Here is a 15,087-nt window from a genome sequence, read left to right on the forward strand (position 1 = left end):
AAAATTAAACATGAATAAAGAGAGATGAAAAAAACTGTTTTTACAATCCTGCTTATGTGGTGGGTGGCATTCAATATACATGGTCAGCAAAATATATTTGGACCAAAGCAGCTGGAATCCCCAGTAATCAATCAGGACAACTCAGTCACTTTTAAGGTGATGGGACCAGAGGCCAGTAAAATATCTATTACCGGAGATTGGATGGCCAGAGAAGGGTTCAATACGCCGTATCAGGCCTTGCAAAAGGGAGATAGCGGAGTTTGGACTTATACTACTCCGCCTTTGGAACCGGAATTTTATAGTTATTCCCTGTTAGTGGATGGTGTCAGAACTTTAGATCCTGCTAATGCACATGCGGTTAGAGATGTGGCTTCGCTCTCAAATGTTTTTATCATAGAAGGAGGTGTTGCAGATTATTATAAAGTACAAGCTGTGCCTCATGGTACAGTAGCTTACCGGTGGTATGATTCTCCGGGTAATGATAAGCAACGTAGGTTAGCGGTTTATACACCACCGGGTTACGAAAATAGCAAGAAAAAATACCCCGTTCTCTATCTTTTACATGGTATAGGAGGAGATGAAGAGGCTTGGTTGGGGTCTGGTAGAGCCAGACAGATATTTGATAACTTAATTGCTGCCGGGAAAGTGGAACCCATGATAGTAATTATGACCAATGGCAATGTATCTCAAAAAGCGGCTCCTGGTCAGTCAGATGCAGGTTTTGTTACACCTTCTTTCATGTTACCTCATACCATGGATGGTAAGTTTGAGGAGACTTTTGTAGATGTGATGAAGTTTGTGGAAGATAACTACCGCACTATAGAAAAGAAAGAAAGCAGAGCAATAGCAGGCTTGTCTATGGGAGGTTTTCATACTTCATTTATTTCTAGAAATTACCCAGATACTTTTGATTATGTAGGCCTTTTCTCACCGGCTATCAATGTGCAGGCGCCAGACAAGGAGACTTCACCTATTTATCAGAACCGTAAAGAGAAGCTTAGAAAGCAAAAAGAGAATGGCGTAGCATTATACTGGATCGGCTTGGGTGAAGATGATATGGAGCAATTGTATAATGGCGTTCAGAAATTTCGTAATGATCTCGATGAGGTAGGTATGGATTACGTGTATAAAGAAACCAGCGGTGGTCATACTTGGGATAATTGGCGCCAATATTTAGTAGAGTTTAGTCAGCAGTTGTTTAAGTAAGCAGAATGATTATGACTCGTTTTAGTGTTTGCACCGTGATATTCATGCTGTTCAGTAGCATTAGTGTCATAGCACAACCACCCAGGTCGGCACCAACTCCTAATGACACTTTGCAGTCTGTACGTGTCATGGATGACGGTAGGGTAGAATTTAGTATTTATGCTGCAAAAGCTGAAGAGGTACTGATAGATGGTGATTTCCTGAGCCTATCCGGACAGGTTTTTGGAAGGAAAACCGCCATGCAAAAGACTAATAATGGTGTATGGAAATATACTAGCAAGTCATTGCCCGCTGATGCTTACACTTACTCATTTGTGGTGGATGAGGTGAAAACACTGGATCCTCTTAATGCCTTGATGAAGGAGAGTGAGAATGGCTATGATAATTATTTTGTAATGCCTGGCGATGCCGCGGCCTATTGTCAAAATGTAGATGTACCTCATGGTTCCTTACAGGAAGTATGGTTTCACTCTGATGTAACCGATAAAATGACCCGCTTTCATGTATATACTCCACCTGGGTATGAGTTGATGAAAAAGAAGCTTCCGGTGCTGGTATTGCAGCATGGAGGTGGAGATAATGATGGTTCATGGTCTACTATCGGTCGGGCTAACTTCATTATGGATAATTTATATGCCAAAAAGGCGGCTCAGCCCATGGTGATAGTTATGCCTATGGGGCATCCCACAGATGGGTTTTATTCTAGCCTGGGCTTAGATGATGATCCTTATTATGATCAGTTATTTAAGGAGATACTGCCTTTGGTAGAAAAGAGATATCGGGTAAAAAATGATCGTTATAGCCGAGCGTATGCCGGCCTTTCTATGGGCGGCATGCAGGCGCTGAACATTGCTTTGTTTGCTCCGGAGAAATTTGGTTATGTGTTGCCATTGAGCACGGGTTTCTTCGAGCCCCAGAGAAAGAAACTGGTAAGTGATTATGAAGAGGTTTTGAAAAACCCGGAAATCAATAAGTTGAAATTATTCTGGATTGCCATGGGCGGTGAAAAGGATATAGCTTATGAAAATGGGAAAGCCTTAAACAAGATTTTTGATCAGTATAATATCAAATACCAAACCAGTACTTATGATGCAGGTCATACCTTCATAACCTGGAGGCATAACTTGCTGGAATTTGCTCCACTGTTGTTTCAGGATTAAAACCTGACAAAGGAGTGATTTAAAATAAATAGTAAGCTGACTTATGAGTTAGCATAAATAATAGAAAAGAAGAATTATATGTTTGAATTTAAAGGAAAGGTGGCCATAGTTACCGGTGCTGCCAGTGGAATGGGCCTTGCCGCAGCAAGAGCTTACGCTAAAGGAGGCGCAGCCGTAGGGTTGGTAGATATCAATGACGCTTCTGAATATGTGAAGGAAATAGAATCAGCAGGAGGAAAGGCCATTGCTATTCAATGTGATGTTAGTGATGAAAATAGTGCCAAAGAAGCCGTGAAAAAGGTGGTTGATACCTTTGGTCGCTTAGATGTGGCTTTTAATAATGCTGGTATTCAAAATGATGCTAAAGATATAGTGGAAGTAAGCGGTGAAGAGTTTGATAAAACCGTAGCCATTAATCTTAAAGGCATTTGGAATTTCATGAAATATGAGCTGGAGCAAATGGGCAAGCAGGGCAGTGGTTCTGTGGTAAATAACTCTTCACTCGGCGGCTTGGTTGGTGTAGCAGGTAGAGGGGCTTATCATGCCGCTAAACATGGTGTGCTAGGGCTTACTAAAAGCTCTGCTTTAGAGTATGCCGAAAGGGGAATTCGTATCAATGCGATATGCCCGGGAATTATAGAGACACCTATGGTTACGGCTATGCTAGAGCGAGAACCTGATGCTATGAATTATCTGATAGAGGATGTTCCCGCTAAGCGTTTAGGTGAGGCTGAAGAGATAGCAGATGTAGTTATGTGGCTATCAAGCAACTACTCTAGCTATGTAACAGGACAAGCAATACCAGTAGATGGTGGATATACTAGTAAATAGTTTATGATCGAAAAGTTAAACCCGGATTATTCATTAGAATAATCAAAAGGAGGACTAGTAGACGATATGTTCAAGAATATTCCCTCCATCCAGGGTCTTCTTTTGGAGGGTAATGAGATTTTTAAAACCTTTTTATTAGCATGGTTTGCTGTCCAGGCTCCTAATGCAAAGCAATAGGATCTGAGGGTTGATAGGGTTGCTTTTCGATGATGGTTCAACGCAAAATGCCTGAATAAACTCATCAAATTGTAAGCCACCATGATAAAGCGAAAGGAGGCTTCTGTTGCCCAAAAATCTTGTAAACAAAAATTTTCAAGCCCAAAATCTTGTTTCAATTCCTTAATTCTGTTCTCACAATCGGCGCGGGTGTTGTACATGTTCCAAATCTGATCCAGAGGTAAATCCATATTGGTCACATAGCAACTATATCGATAGCCAGGCTGATCTTCAAAAAGTTCCTTGCCTCCTGCATGTGGCCTGATGTCAACTTGCTTTTTTACAATAATGTATCGTCTTGGCTTACCGTTTTCATGACTGAAAACCATCTCGTTCAGCTCTATTCCCTTTGCCAGTTTGACCCAATCTTTAAGCCCCCAAACTTCGCTTTTTACATTGGGGTACATGCGTACAGCCATAATGTAATTGAGGAGTTCTTCATCTAGATATGACATGATTTCTTCGTTGTAAAAACCACTATCGGCCCTTACCAGACCTACTTTTTGTCCTGCCAAGGCGTGCTTAAAGGTTTCTTCCATGAACTCCCTGCAACTACTACTGGCCGCTGTGTTGCCTGGCCTGAGCCATGCATTGGCCACCATTCTGGTTTGACTCACAAAGGCCATCAAGGGGTGATGTGAATTTCTCCCTCTTTTGTTGGGGTTATAACCTTTACTACTCCCTTGTTGATCTCCATATCGAGTGATCACAGTACTATCAAAATCAATGGTGAGTGCTCCTAAACGGAGCTGGTCAAAGAACCATTGTTGAAGCTCTGGAAATACTTCGTTGTTTAGGGATTGAGAGAATTTTCCAAAAAAACGACTGTAGGTACTTTGGCTAGGCATACCATCCCATCCAAAAATTGACTGTAAAACAGTATCATATCTCAACCAGTCACAATGGATGTATCTACTAGCCCCTGTCCAGATACTCAGCCAAAAACTCTCTACGATTTGCTTGGGGTCATACCCTCGGTTAGAACCAGGAGATGGAAGTGCCAGTTCGGCTAATTTTTCTCGTATCCCTACCTGATCGATAAATCGTTTCATTAAACTCATCCCTCCAAAGGGTGTCACTGGCTTGGAGGAATATTCAATGGGTAAAGACCCTATATTTTGAGTAACCATTCTGGTGATTTTTATACCTCATCAAAATCGATCTTTTTACACAATTATCGAAGGATTTTCTAAACTTTTAGTTTTCTAATGCATAATCAGGGTTAAAACAGAGAGGCAATGAATCTATGAGGTTCATTGCCTTCCTTTTTTATGCCAGTCACCTTAAGTGATAATCAAACAATTTTAATAGCTGAAAAAAAGATGCAAGTGTCTGGTAAATCACTTGTCAAGGAGCATAGTTTAAACAGAACCTATTGAATGAATAAAGACCGAAAACAGGGAATTATAGCTATACTGATAGCCAATACTATTTTTGGATTAAATATTCCTGTAACCAAGCAGATAGTGGCGGAGTGGATGTCGCCAATGGGATATACAACTACCAGAATGGTGCTAGGTGCAATCATCTTTTGGATAATTAGTGTTTTTCAAAATAAGGATTCTGTAAAAGGAAAAGACCTGATTATCATTTTTATAGGAGGGCTTATTGGGTCTCTGGGTACTCAATTTTTATTTTCAAAAGCCTTAGAATATACCACTCCAGTGGTGTTTTCTCTCATTATGGCACTTACACCAGTAGTGGTGTTATTGATGTCTGCTATTTTCTTAAAGGAGGTTATACCAGTTAGAAAGGCCTTGGGTATACTCATCAGTATATCGGGAGCTGCTATGATTATTTTGGTAAGTGGCTCCTCAGATCATCAAGGTAGTAATAATGTATTGGGAATAGTAGTAGCATTGTTTTGTGTACTCTGTTACGGTGGATATATGATGCTTACCAGAAATGTTTCTATGAAATACAAACCAGTTACGGTGGCTAAATGGATGTTCTTTATTTCAGCCATTGTAGCATTTCCCTTGAGTTATCAGGAGCTGCCAGAGCAACGTATGTTTTCGGCGGAAGCTAATTTTGAAGCATATAGTCTTATGGCTTTTGCTATTGTCTTTTCTACTACACTTGCTTTTTTTCTTATGCCGGTGGCACTAAAAAGACTCGAAGCTAATACAGTAAGTATTTTCATGAATATACAGCCCATTGTAGCTTTAGTGGTAGGACAAGATGTATTTAGCTGGGATAAGCCAGTGGCAGTGCTTTTAGTGGTAACAGGCGTATATCTGGTTACTGTGCAGAAGAAAAAGGCCATGCATGAGATCAGTGAATGAGTAGATGTTTTTGAACAAAGGCTATTCTTAATAGGTTAAAAGTTTCTTAGAATAAAATAAAGTCATGGATAGAAAGTCATATAATAATGGTAGTGAAGTAGAGCATATTAGAGGAGCCAGGGAAGCACCAGTTACCATTATAGAATATGGCGATTTTGAATGTCCTTCATGTAAAGATCTTTTTCCTGTTTTAAGAAGAATACAGAATAAGTTAGGCGATCGGCTAAAATTTGTTTTTCGTCATTATCCGCTTGTCGATCAGCATACGCTGGCGTATCAGTCGGCACAAGCAGCAGAGGCAGCCGCAGCTCAAGGCTCGGAGAAGTTCTGGCAAATGCATGACCTGATGTATAAGTCTGATAAGGCTTTGAAGTTAGATACACTAAAGGAATTCGCAGAGGAAATAGACTTGAATGTAGACAAGTTTGTTGAGGATATTAATGATGGTGTTCATAAGAATAAAATAGAGCACGACATTAAATCAGGAAAAGATGATGGTGTATCAGGAACGCCAATGTTTTTAATTAATGGAGAGATTTATCAAGGGCCTTTAAAATATGAGGCCTTATTAGAAGAAGTGGCTAAAGCCGGTGATTATAAGGATATTATAAAATCACTTACTCATCAGAATTATAAGATACGCGAGACTATAGATAGATCTAAGCGTGGAGCACCCGCAGCAGGCCAGGCAGTCAGAGATAGGTTTTCATCAGATGAGATTTTTCAACGCGTAATGGCCAGTGCTGATGAAGAGATAGACAGAGGGACACGCCTTTTGTTCTTTAGTGGCTTAGCTGCAGGGCTGATTATTGGAGCTAGCTTTTTCGCTCGTGTCATTATGACAACCGCCTATCCTAATGATACTGTGGGACTGGGCAACTTACTTTACCCTGTTGGCTTTGTGGCTATTGTGCTTGGCGGTTATCAATTGTTTACAGAAAATACATTAACTCCTATTACCCTTGTGCTTACCAGGCGCGCAAGTCTGCCTAGTTTATTAAGGCTTTGGGGCATAGTTTTATTTGCTAATATCAGTGGAGCCGCTATTGGGGCATTGCTCTTTGCTAACACTGATGTGTTAAGCTCAGAGGCTGCTAAAACAGCAGCGGAAATAGGGGAGCATGCTCTTAGCTATAGCGCTTCTACTTTGTTTAATAAAGCTACGATAGCCGGTGGACTGGTGGCTACGATGGTTTGGCTGGTGCATGCTGCCAGAGATACCATTTCCAGACTATTCATAATCTATATGACCATGATTTTGATTCCGGCAGGGGAGTTGTTTCATTGTGTAGTAGGGGCTTTTGAGATTTTCTATTTGGTTTATCAGGGTACGGCTAGTTTATATGACGTATTTATAAACTTTTTTGCTCCTGTAGTAGCGGGTAACGTTACCGGCGGAATACTCTTTGTGAGCTTCGTTAATTATGCCATGACCTCTAAAAGAGATATTCCTACTTATAATTTTAGAAAAAAGCTTTCTATTACCGAATGGTTTCTTGGTGAGAAGTTAGCAGAAAAAGTAAGTGGAAAAGAAGGAGAGTAAGAGGGAGTTTAACTCTGCCTTAAATGACTTGATAATATAAAAACCCATGCCTTTAATTCTTATAAAATAAGGTTAAAGACATAGGTTTTCTTTGCTTGATAAGCTTAAGTGGACTTATATTTTTTTGAGTAAGATCTTTTTCTGTGTGAAGTCATATGACTCATCTAGGAATTTTACCATTTCTGGCCATTTTTCGGCCTTTTCAAAATTATGGTTATAGTATTTTTTAGAATGAATAATCAGTTCGTCACCCTTTAATTCGGCGCTAGCAGTGAAGCCTCCTGTACTATTAACCACCTCAGTGTTTAAATCCTCCACACCATCAACGGTGTAACCCTTTGGAATATTTAGAGTAATACTGTATTCGAATGATCTTGCATATGGCATGTAAATATCATATTCTCTAATGCGTTCAGAGTCAGTTAATTGTACCTGCATATCAAGGAATTTGCCAATATCCATTATGTAGTTATTACCAACCTTCTTTAGAGCTCCACTGGCTTCTACATTACAGGCAAAAACAAACTCAGGATTCTCATTATAGCGGCCTGTTTGTAGAATAACCAGGCTGTCTGCTTTTTCTAATTTCAGGTCATAGTCATTAACCATCGAGTTTTTTAAGGCTTCATTAAAGTTTTCAGTTCTATCAGCTAGGTATTTCTTTTTAAGCTGCTCTAATCTTTCTATTTCCTTTTTTTTGCCACTGAAACCATCAGTATAATTATATCGTTTTTGTTCATCCTCATTGTAAGTGTAATAGTCCATTAAAAGGTCTTGGTAATACGCTTTACTTTCTCCTTTTGCTGAGCGCTTTAATTGAAACTTAACCAGATCCTCATCTAAATCTCTAATGTCAATACTTACATTAGAGATTGTGCTATTTTCATCTGCAAGAGATACAGGAACTAGCACTGACTTCATTTCTTTACTAGAAGGAGTCTGCTTCCATGAATAAACAGTAGAGCCTTGTAATGAAGGATTAATGCTACCATAGCTTCGGTTGATTCCGAGCTCGCTGATATAGAATGGATTTTTTGTATTTACTTTCAGCATAAAAATAAGCTCATTTTCTAATATCAAACCTTGTAGGTCAGAGATGTGCCTTGGGATTCCAATCAGAATTTCATGAGGAATTTTCATTCTACTGTAATACTTAGAAAGTTCGAATAAATCTTTTGAAGAACGGTTTTCAAAGTACTCCATATCACCATGGATGAGGGAGCTTTCATTAGCGCGGTAAGAGGTATGCCTAGATACATCATAAGCTTTTCGAGCGAGTTTATCTAAATCTTTCTCCTTGTTAAGCTTATTACTCTTCATATAAGCCCATAAGGGAGAAGAAATTTCAGAATGGTCATATAGGTATTTACAAACTTCTAATACTTCATCTTCAGAGATTTCTGATTTTAATTCTTCAGGTTTTCCATGAAACCCAGGGAATGATCTTGCTGCAGATTTCTCAGCATATATTACTTTAAATTTTATAGATGGAATTTGTCGGTACGGATAAAACCAGCGTAGATCATCTATGCTTTCTCTATTCTCATCTTCCAGGGTATAATAGTTTTTATCATTGGCTTTATCTTCTACTAATTTAAAAGCTGGGGTGCCGTTTAATGTTTTTAAGTTGATATAGCATTTTCGCATAACATCAAATGAAATCTTTTGCTTCATTATAGGATAGTCGGCCTGGAGCTTATAAAGGACAGGGTCAAATATATGATATGTATATGTAGGCATGAAGTTAACTTCTTCAGCTATATAATAATCAATTATATCACCTACCTCAACATTTGGAATAGCTAATTTTAGAGTTTTAAATTTGTCATAATTCAATTTTCTTTCCTCTAAAACCGCATCGGATACCGGAATAATAATTTCTTCACCATTAGCTTTTATTAACTTGAAACCGGCGTAGATGACAGAGCTTTTAAGATATGATGACTTAGTTTCCGGGAACGTGAATTGGGAGTATTCTTCTATAGCTTTATTGTCTAGCAACTTTATACGATAGTGTGTATAATTGTCAGAGTTCAGCCTCTGAATCCAAACAGACTTTTTATAGCTGAAAAGCATTGACTTCGCTATAATCACAGCTGATTCATCTTTCCATTTATCAGGAATTTCTGTGACATAGAAATTTTTATCGTCTCCATTCCACATAGATTCTCTTATCTCTTCAGAGCGCTTGGCATTATCATTTACTGCCAGCAAAGAGCCAGTAGCCGAAAAAAGAAAAATGAAGGCTACGGTAAGTGTTTTTAAAAAATTAGTTCTCACGAGTAAGAATGATTAGGTCGTTGTAAAATTTGTTTAAGTCTTTTATTGAGGCATTCCATTGGCCGAATTCGTTGGTAGGTAGCACTGTCTTTAATAATTTAATTTCTTTAAAATAGTAGAGACCATCTTCCTTTTCCTCATATCTGGCATTGAATGAAAAGTAATCGCTATCAATAGAAATAGCGTCAGGAAGGTGGTTCACTTTATAGCCTGCAGGTAGTAATACTTTTGCATGAGTACGACTATATCTTTTACTGGTAAAGGCATATGGGATTTTCCTTTCTTCCTCAATTTCTAAATTTTTATAATCATCAGAAAAATCAAGATCTAGGTACAATTCAGAACCAAAACTGCTAACCTGATCAGCTAAATTCATATTATATTCAATATGAATGGGAGTGTTTCTATTGATCTCATTATAGTTGGCTATTTTAAAATCATCAGGCTCACTACTTCCTGATACTATTACTTTTAATAATTCATCCTGGTCCGCTTTATCAGCCGTGAAGATGTAGTTCATCAGAATTTTTTGATATTCCCCTCTTATATCCGTTGTTCCTTTTCCTTGGAGGCTTCCATCTATAATGGTGTATTCCCAATTTTTTTCTTCCAAATAATCCTCCAGAGGTTGTTCGGCTACTTTGTCTCGTAAATAATTATCTCCATTTTCTATTAATACTTCTTTTCCCTGAATTCGCTCGGCATTAAAATTCATAGGGTTATATTTTTCGGTAGCATCCAGAATATAGCGATTGCCATTTAATAAAACTGTACACACCATATGGTTGTCTACCGCTAATGATGGAATATCATAAGTATAAGGAATTTTGTTGGTGCCTATCCAGGTTAATCGGGCGTCATAACCAACAAGGCGTAGCATTTCTTTGGTAAGATTAGCCATGCCTTTACAATCACCATATTTATTATAAAATACCTTGTTGGCAGGATCAGGTTGAAAACCAGCCAGACCGTTTTCAAAAGCGATGTATTTAATGTTATCCTGAACCCAGTAATATATGGCTTCTATCTTTTCCTTATCGGTAGTTTTATCTTTTATGAGCTCATTTACCTTACCGCTTAGTTCTGAAGACTTATTGTCAATGTTAGAAGTTAGCTCATGATACCATTTGTAGAGATCATTAGTTGAAGCTAATACTGGCATTCTACTACCTTGAGAGTTTTTATAGCTCTTGGTTAAAATTAATATATGCGGCATATAATGCAAATAACCAGGATCATGTTCCTGTGCTGTCTGGGCCGGAAGGTCTTCCAGGGTGTAGATGAATTTATTGCCAACGATTTTCTTTTGTATATCGTAACCTTCAAAGTTAATTTCTTTTAATTCTACCTCTATTCCTACAGGTATTTCAAATGTAATTTCCTTTTTTAGTACAGGTAAGTCTTCATGAAAAAACACATATGTCAAATATTTAGGATCCGAATAAGTGGTTTCAGTAGAAAAATGAACTACTGTTCCTGTTCTAGTTAGGTTAAGCTTATATGCACATATTTGCGCATCTGAATAAAATATTTCACCAGATTGGTAATGGCCGCAGAACTTATTATGATCAAATGATTTTCCTCTCTCTGTAGTGATGGATGTTTTTCCCAGCTCTACATTATCATTATAATGGATCCGCTTTACGTATTCTGAGTGATCTTTTAAACCTATAAAAAGTTCGTTTTCTTCATTAAGAACACGAATATTATCATCCTTTTTATCAATTGAAAAGGTATACTTTTCGGTAGACATAAGCGCTGCAACCGAAGCATCTTTATAATTAGAGCTTATTTCGTCAGAATCTTTTACTCTTTCAGGATCAATTTTCTTTTGTCCTAAAGAGAGTGAAGAAATAAATATAAATAAAGTAAAAGTGCAGCCTAATATAGAGTATTTATGTAGCACGGTAAAATGTGAATATGGTAAGTTTAAATTGAATTACTATATGTACTATATACTCGTAATCAGCTATATGTGACCACTAAAGGCTGCAAAAAAATCATTAATTTTTTAATATAAGAGAATGGATAATCTTAATGGGCAAGGGGAGTGAATAAAAGATAATATAGTTGATGAAAATTCTAATGTGACTCATATTATATAAACCAGAAAACAATTGTAACAAGGAAGAATCATTATTACTTTAGCTTCTTTAATCAATAAAATTTGGGAAGTATTATTTCCCCTTGCAGAGAGATGAATTCAGTTTTTAAGATTTGGAAGAGAAATAGGGAGCTCTATCAAGAGTTCTTTGAAAAATATAGTTTAGAGCAGCTAAACAAGATCCCGGAAGGTTTTAGCAATAATCTGATATGGAATATTGGGCACGTGCTGATAGCGCAACAGGTTTTAATTTATAAGTCTTCTGGACTGGAGGGGTATGTTTCTGATGATTTGATCAATAAGTACAAACCTGGTACACGACCAACTGATCCTGTTTCTGAAACGGAGGTAGCTCATATTAAGGAGCAGATGTTACAATTGGTATAAAAAACGGAAACTGATTTTCATGAAGGTAAATTTCAGATTTACAACGAGCGAACCACTAGCATGGGATTTCATTTGGCCACTTTTGAAGAGGCACTGACCTACAATAACTATCATGAAGCGCTTCACCTGGGATACATGATGAGTATTCGTAAGCTTGTTTAAGTAAAAGAATATGCTTGTTTCACTGTGATTTAAAAGATTAGAAAATGAATAGGGTAGAGAGCTATTTGTACAAAAGGAAGTTTTTAAAATTCACAGAAGCAAAACTCGCGGCTTGGAATGAAGGCGGATGCATTGATAACTTAATCTTTGCTGCCGAAAACGGAATGTTTAATATACGATATACGTGTATTAAATTGCTCTCATCTAAACTAGATCAATCAAAAGTGAAATATCTATTGATTACCATGATTAGAGATGATGTAGAACTGGTTTCCGAAGCTGCTATAGAGGCCTTAAAACCTTGTATAGATTCTAATATTTCTAAATTAATAGAGGAAGTCAGGAGTCAGCGAAAAATAAATAAAATGGCTAAAAACCCTTATTTATCTAATATTGGTTTTCATGAGGAATTAAAAGAACGCCCCAGTGATCGTTTGATGAATAGGCTTAAGGAACAGCAAAGGGTTAATCATCCGCCTTATTTTTGAGTATTAAATAGCTCATTATCTCCCCACCTCCTATAACTCCCCCGCAACACCCTCATGGCCATATCACTTCAGCTGCTTTGATTGCGTAATTCTCTTTCCTTCCATTCAATATTAAATAATTGGCTCATAATAAGGTGATTTTCTGCGAATAAATTGTTCTTTCACGTGCATTTCTGCTGAGTTATGATTAACTTATAACTGAAGAAGAATAGGGAATAGAAGCAAAGTGATATGTCAGATTTTAGTCAACTTATATACCGAAAAACACCTGTATTAGTAGATTTTCATGCCAGCTGGAGTGAATCTTGCAAAAAGGTGAATCCTGTATTAGAAAGAGTGAAATCAGAGCTGGGAGACAGGTTGAAAATTCTTAAGGTAGATGTAGATAGAAACCCATCAACTGTAAAAACATATGATATTTGGCGGGTGCCTACTTTGGTTTTGATATGGCGAGGTCAAAGACTTTGGAAGCATCATGGTATTATAACCACAGGTCCTTTGCTAGAGCAGATGAAAAGGTTTTTCTCTAAAAATATACTTAAGGGCTAGCTGAGATTTATAATTTATAGCCCTCTGGTTAACCATTTTATGTGAATAAACGTAAACTACACTTATATAAATTTGGGTGAACGATAATTACTAGTAACCCGTTTGCCGGATATAAAATCAACCTTAAATTTATGACTAGAGAGCAGGAATTAATTCAAATCCATGAATATGCAGAGAAGCTTAAGCAGGTAAGTCTTGAGATAAGGTCTAAGCTTACCAGCGTTATTTTATCTACCGAAAGCCGTGAACATCTTACTGATACTGATAAGGATTCAATCCTTCAATTATGTGACCTCATTAAATTTAAAGATGACGAACTGGTGTCAGTAGAAGGTAAGCTTCTGGAAACGGTAGACAGACTCAAGAAGGAGAGAGTCACCGCACATATATAGCAGTATTCACTTTAATAAAACTTAATATTTAGATATATAGTAAGGTCTTACTTATGACTGATTGATATGATTCAACGGTTTATAAATAAGACCTTTTTTTAATTATACTCTAAGTTTGTTATATGAAACCTTACATGATTATTTTCATTGGCTTCTCTAATAATTCTACTATTCTTTTTAAAAAGGCAGCGGCCTCAGCACCGTCTATTAACCTGTGGTCATAAGACATAGATAGAGGAAGTATTTGTTTGGGTTCCCATCCTTTTGATTCCTCAGAGTAAACAGGTTGCGTACTAGCTCTGGAGACCCCAATAATAGCTACATGTGGAGGAAATACTATAGGCGTAAATGCAGATCCGCCAATACCTCCCTGATTAGAAAGTGCTATATTTCCGCCTTCCATAGCCTGAGGAGCTAATTTTTTATTTCTCGCTTTGTCTGCAAGGGTATTTAATTCCTCCGCTAACTGCCTGACGCTTTTACTGTCTACCTTCTTAATTACTGGCATGAGTAAGCCGTTATCAGTGGCCACAGCAATGCTTATATTATAATAATCTTTGTAGATTACCTTTCTGTTGTCTAAGTCAAGACTAGCGTTAAATTTAGGGAATTCTTTTAGAGCTACCTGCATTACTTTAGTGAGTACTGCTGTGAGGGTCACTTTTTGCTCGCTATTCTCATTTTCATCTTTTAAAAATGAATTTAAGACTGTTATGTCAGCATTGTCAAATTGAGTAACCTGCGGGATTTCCTGCCAGGACAGTAGCGTCTTTTGGGCTATGGTATTTCTTATGGAGCTCAATGGCTTTTCCTCAATATTTCCCCATTTAGTGAAGTCCGGTAGCGTGATTTTGCTACTCGACCCACCTTGATTATTACTATTGCTGATGAGAGCTCTGGCATGTTCTATAACTGCATCATGGGTAATTCTTCCCTGTTCATTAGGATCAATTTCATATAGGCTGATACCTAACTGGCGGGCAAGCTTCTTAGCAAGGGGAGCTACAGCGGGTGAATCATGGTCTGGTGATTTGACTGATTTATCATCAGTATTGGTATCTTCTTTTGGCTCTCGCTTAGGTTCTTCCTCTTTAGCTTGAGCTGGTTGCTTTTTTTCTTCCTTTGTGGATGAATCTTCTTTATCATCTTTAGGCTCTTCTGTCTTTGCTTCAATTTCTTTATCATCCTTTGAAGAATTCTTATCTTCTGAGGCATCGTTGTCCTCTTTTTCATCAGCATTAGAGCTATCATTTTCCAGAATCATGATCAGGTCTCCTGCACCTATTTCCTGATCTTGCTTCACTTTGATAGATTTAACCGTTCCTTCTTCTTCTACAGGTACTTCTACGGCTGCTTTATCACTTTCTACTACTATTACGGCCTGTTCTTTGTCTACATGATCACCTTCAGAAACCAGTATTTCACTGATCTGACCTTTTTCTGCGTTATCAGATATTTTTGGGAGTGTTACTTCTATGTCCATA

The 15,087-nt window shown here is 37.7% G+C and carries 13 protein-coding genes; 9 read left to right on the forward strand and 4 right to left on the reverse strand.

What is annotated here, in order from left to right; translation table 11 throughout:
• Positions 1–24: 24 nt before the first annotated feature.
• The 3 genes from LVD15_RS20865 (at position 25) to LVD15_RS20875 (ending at position 3,197) form a co-directional block, all read left to right on the forward strand.
• Entirely contained in the window at positions 25–1,206 is a 1,182-nt protein-coding gene (locus LVD15_RS20865; RefSeq protein WP_233777143.1) for an alpha/beta hydrolase, read from the forward strand.
• A gap of 11 nt (positions 1,207–1,217) precedes the next feature.
• On the forward strand, positions 1,218–2,366 hold the full coding sequence (locus LVD15_RS20870) for an esterase (RefSeq protein WP_233777144.1): 1,149 nt from the start codon (positions 1,218–1,220) through the stop codon (positions 2,364–2,366).
• 78 nt (positions 2,367–2,444) lie between these two features.
• Positions 2,445–3,197, forward strand: a complete 753-nt coding sequence (locus LVD15_RS20875) for an SDR family NAD(P)-dependent oxidoreductase (protein ID WP_233777145.1) — start codon at positions 2,445–2,447, stop codon at positions 3,195–3,197.
• Positions 3,198–3,223: 26 nt separating this feature from the next.
• Here LVD15_RS20875 and LVD15_RS20880 read toward each other — a convergent pair whose 3' ends face one another.
• Positions 3,224–4,543, reverse strand: coding sequence for an IS1380 family transposase (locus LVD15_RS20880; RefSeq protein ID WP_233776077.1), 1,320 nt, complete (start codon positions 4,541–4,543; stop codon positions 3,224–3,226).
• Positions 4,544–4,792: 249 nt separating this feature from the next.
• On the opposite strand from LVD15_RS20880, the gene LVD15_RS20885 reads away from it, so the two are divergent.
• A complete protein-coding gene (locus LVD15_RS20885; RefSeq protein WP_233777146.1) occupies positions 4,793–5,698 on the forward strand; it encodes a DMT family transporter in 906 nt (301 codons plus the stop codon).
• A gap of 64 nt (positions 5,699–5,762) precedes the next feature.
• The gene (locus LVD15_RS20890; protein WP_233777147.1) at positions 5,763–7,241 is read left to right on the forward strand and encodes a formate/nitrite transporter family protein; all 1,479 of its coding nucleotides are present in this window, start codon (positions 5,763–5,765) and stop codon (positions 7,239–7,241) included.
• Between the two features lie 114 nt (positions 7,242–7,355).
• Here LVD15_RS20890 and LVD15_RS20895 read toward each other — a convergent pair whose 3' ends face one another.
• Together LVD15_RS20895 and LVD15_RS20900 are read right to left on the reverse strand one after the other, a co-directional pair.
• Complete coding sequence (locus tag LVD15_RS20895; RefSeq protein WP_233777148.1) at positions 7,356–9,521, reverse strand: DUF3858 domain-containing protein; 2,166 nt, start codon at positions 9,519–9,521, stop codon at positions 7,356–7,358.
• Positions 9,511–11,427 (reverse strand): transglutaminase-like domain-containing protein, encoded by a 1,917-nt coding sequence (locus tag LVD15_RS20900; RefSeq protein ID WP_233777149.1) that lies wholly within the window; start codon positions 11,425–11,427, stop codon positions 9,511–9,513. The genes LVD15_RS20895 and LVD15_RS20900 overlap by 11 nt, the downstream gene beginning before the upstream one ends.
• A gap of 291 nt (positions 11,428–11,718) precedes the next feature.
• On the opposite strand from LVD15_RS20900, the gene LVD15_RS20905 reads away from it, so the two are divergent.
• From LVD15_RS20905 to LVD15_RS20920, 4 genes are all read left to right on the forward strand, one after another.
• On the forward strand, positions 11,719–12,012 hold the full coding sequence (locus LVD15_RS20905) for a DinB family protein (protein ID WP_233777150.1): 294 nt from the start codon (positions 11,719–11,721) through the stop codon (positions 12,010–12,012).
• Positions 12,013–12,218: 206 nt separating this feature from the next.
• The gene (locus tag LVD15_RS20910; protein WP_233777151.1) at positions 12,219–12,662 is read left to right on the forward strand and encodes a hypothetical protein; all 444 of its coding nucleotides are present in this window, start codon (positions 12,219–12,221) and stop codon (positions 12,660–12,662) included.
• 231 nt (positions 12,663–12,893) lie between these two features.
• The gene (locus LVD15_RS20915; protein ID WP_233777152.1) at positions 12,894–13,211 is read left to right on the forward strand and encodes a thioredoxin family protein; all 318 of its coding nucleotides are present in this window, start codon (positions 12,894–12,896) and stop codon (positions 13,209–13,211) included.
• 131 nt (positions 13,212–13,342) lie between these two features.
• Positions 13,343–13,603, forward strand: coding sequence for a hypothetical protein (locus LVD15_RS20920; protein ID WP_233777153.1), 261 nt, complete (start codon positions 13,343–13,345; stop codon positions 13,601–13,603).
• Positions 13,604–13,733: 130 nt separating this feature from the next.
• On the opposite strand, the gene LVD15_RS20925 is transcribed toward LVD15_RS20920, so the two are convergent.
• Positions 13,734–15,086 (reverse strand): dihydrolipoamide acetyltransferase family protein, encoded by a 1,353-nt coding sequence (locus tag LVD15_RS20925; protein ID WP_233777154.1) that lies wholly within the window; start codon positions 15,084–15,086, stop codon positions 13,734–13,736.
• Between the last annotated feature and the right edge of the window lies 1 nt (position 15,087).

It is taken from the genome of Fulvivirga maritima, from assembly GCF_021389955.1.
GTDB lineage: Bacteria > Bacteroidota > Bacteroidia > Cytophagales > Cyclobacteriaceae > Fulvivirga > Fulvivirga maritima.